Origin of the sequence: Intrasporangium sp. DVR (assembly GCF_040365325.1) — a bacterium.
GTDB lineage: Bacteria > Actinomycetota > Actinomycetes > Actinomycetales > Dermatophilaceae > Intrasporangium.
In genome coordinates, this window is record NZ_BAABZW010000026.1 from 1 (window position 1) to 2,778 (window position 2,778).

The 2,778-nt window shown below is 71.3% G+C and carries 2 protein-coding genes; both read left to right on the forward strand.

Annotated elements, in window-relative coordinates; genetic code table 11:
- The first annotated feature begins 193 nt into the window (after positions 1-193).
- Positions 194-1,741, forward strand: coding sequence for an IS21 family transposase (gene istA / locus ABWV20_RS17860; protein ID WP_353357583.1), 1,548 nt, complete (start codon positions 194-196; stop codon positions 1,739-1,741).
- A complete protein-coding gene (istB, locus tag ABWV20_RS17865; protein WP_353357585.1) occupies positions 1,738-2,517 on the forward strand; it encodes an IS21-like element helper ATPase IstB in 780 nt (259 codons plus the stop codon). The genes istA and istB overlap by 4 nt, the downstream gene beginning before the upstream one ends.
- Positions 2,518-2,778 lie beyond the last annotated feature (261 nt).

Below are 2,778 nucleotides of genomic sequence, written 5' to 3' on the forward strand. Positions count from 1 at the left end.
TGTCGACGGCCACGGGAAACTGCCCGTAGGCGGTCACGAAGCTGCCCGGTCGCGGTCATGAGTTCTGCCCGCTGACGGTCGCGGGATCTGCTCGACACGAAGTCCGTTTGCCTCGCCCGTGTGCGGGTTGGGGCCCCTCCTCAGGGGACGGTGGCGGTGCTGAAGCGCTGTCGTCGTCCTGAGGAGGGACAGGTTGAAGTCTGCCGAGGAGATCATGGAAATTCTGGATGCGTACGACCTGACCGGGTCGTTGCGGGATGCGGGTGAGCTGGCTGGCTGCTCGCATCACACGGTCAAGCGGTATGTGCAGGCCCGCGACGCGGGCGGGGTGCGCGACGCGCCCGAGCGGCGGGAGCAGCTGATCGACCCGTTCCTGGAAAAGGTCGAGGAGTGGGTCGAACGCAGCAGCGGGAAGGTCCGCGCGGACGTGTGCCACGACAAGCTGGTCGCGCTGGGCTACACCGGCTCGGAGCGCACCACCCGCCGCGCGGTCGCGGCGGTGCGGCGCAACTTCCGGGCCGGTCGGGTGCGGGTGCACCGGCCGTGGGTGACCGAGCCGGGGATGTGGCTGCAGTACGACTACGGCGACGGGCCGGTCGTCGATGGGGTCAAGACGATCTTGTTCTGTGCGTGGCTGGCCTGGTCACGCTTCCGGGTGGTGATCCCGTTGCGGGACAAGACGCTGCCGTCGGTGTTCGCCGCGCTCGATGCGACGTTCCGGCGCCTGGGTGGGGTGCCGACGTACGTGCTGACCGACAACGAGAAGACGGTCACCACCGAGCACATCGCCGGGATCCCGGTGCGCAACCGGCAGATGCTCGAGTTCGCGCGGCACTACTCGGTCGTGGTCCACACCTGCGTGCCGGCCGACCCGGCGTCCAAGGGCGGGACCGAGGCGAGCGTGCGGATATCCAAGGCCGACCTCGTGCCCACGGACGCGAACCTGCTCGAGGCGTATGACTCGTTCGAGCAGCTACAGTCCGCGTGCGAGGCGTTCAACGACACGGTCAACACGAGGGTCCACCGGATCACCCGGCGGGCCCCGCAGGAGATGCTCGAGCAGGAGCGGGCCCGGCTGCACCCGGTCGCGGCGAGGGCGTACACCGTCGCGTACGGCGTCACCCGGGTCGTGCCGCCCAACACGCCGATGGTCACCTTCGAGGCCGGGCAGTACTCGGTGCCGCACACCCTGCTCGGGGAAACGGTGTGGGTGCGCGTGTACGGCGCCGGGGCCGGCGAGCAGGTCGTGATCACCCACCTCGGTGAGGCGGGGCCGGTCGAGGTCGCCCGGCACGCGCGCGCGACGCCCGGCTCGCCACGGATCGACGACACCCACTTCCCGACCCAACCGCAGGGCGCACTGGAGCGCAAACCGTTGGCGCGCAATGCCGCCGAGGCTCAGTTCCTCGCCCTCGGCGAGGGCGCCCGGTTGTGGCTGACCGAGGCCGCCGCGGCCGGCACCACCAAGATGCGGGTCAAGATGGCCGAGGCCGTCCAGCTGGCCAAGCTGTTCGACGCGGCCCGGGTCGACTGGGCCCTGGGGCACGCCGCCGTCCACGGCCGGTTCGCCGAGGCCGACCTGGCCTCCATCCTCGACCACCACGCCAGCACGCCACGGCACGAGGACACCGGCCAGCATCGTGCCACCGAGGACGCCTCCCTAACGCAGGGCACCCGCGGCTGGGCGCGCCTCGGCGCCCACACCGCGCCGGTCGCGAACGAGGGCCAGGTGAGCCCGTGACCACCCCGACGCCGTCCGCGCCGCCGCTGCCGGCCGACCTCGAGGCGCTGCTGCGCCGGCTGCGGCTGCCGCACGTGCGCCGCCACGCCCCGGAGGTCATCGCCACCGCCAAGGCCCAACGCTGGGACCCGGCCGAGGTCCTCAAGGCCGTCCTGGCCGAGGAGGTCGCCGGGCGGGAACGCTCCGCGCTGGCAACCCGCCGCGCCGCGGCCGGGTTCCCCACCGGCAAGACGTTCGAGGCGTGGGAGCCGGCCGCGTCCTCCATCCCGGCGCCGACCCAGCAGGCGCTGCGCACCCTCGAGTGGGTCCACCGCAGGGAGAACCTCGTCGTGTGCGGCCCGTCCGGCACCGGCAAGACGTTCCTGCTCGAGGCCCTCGGCCAGCACGCCGTCGAGGCCGGCCTGAAGGTCGCCTGGTTCACCCTCGAGGACCTCGGCGTGCTGCTGCGTCGACACCGCGCCGACGACACCGTCACCAAGGCCATCGCCCGGATCCTGCGCGCCGACCTCGTCGTCGTCGACGACATCGGCCTGCTCCCGGTCGGGCACGACGCCGCCGAGGGCCTCTACCGGCTCGTCGACGCCGCGTACGAGAAACGCTCCATCGCCGTCTCCTCGAACCTGCACCCCTCAGGGTTCGACGAGCTGATGCCCAAGACGCTGGCCACCGCCACCGTCGACCGGCTGCTGCACCACGCCCACGTCTGCCAGACCAGCGGCGAGTCCGTACGCCTGACCCAGGCCCTCAACGGAGCAGGGGTGAGCCCCTTGAGCTGACACGAACCAGCCAGTGGTGGCCACCCGTAGAGCAGATCCCATGGCCACCACCGGGCAGTTCTCGTGACCGTCACCGGGCAGGTCTCACGACCGCCCCTGGGCAGAAACAGATGGCCCTTGACACCCGGTGATCAGCAAGCCGCACTGACCCGTCAGGCAAGTCAGTGCGACCCGGTGATCAGCAAGCCGCACTGACCCGTCAGGCAAGTCAGTGCGACCCGGTGATCAGCAAGCCGCACTGACCCGTCAGGCGGGTCAGTG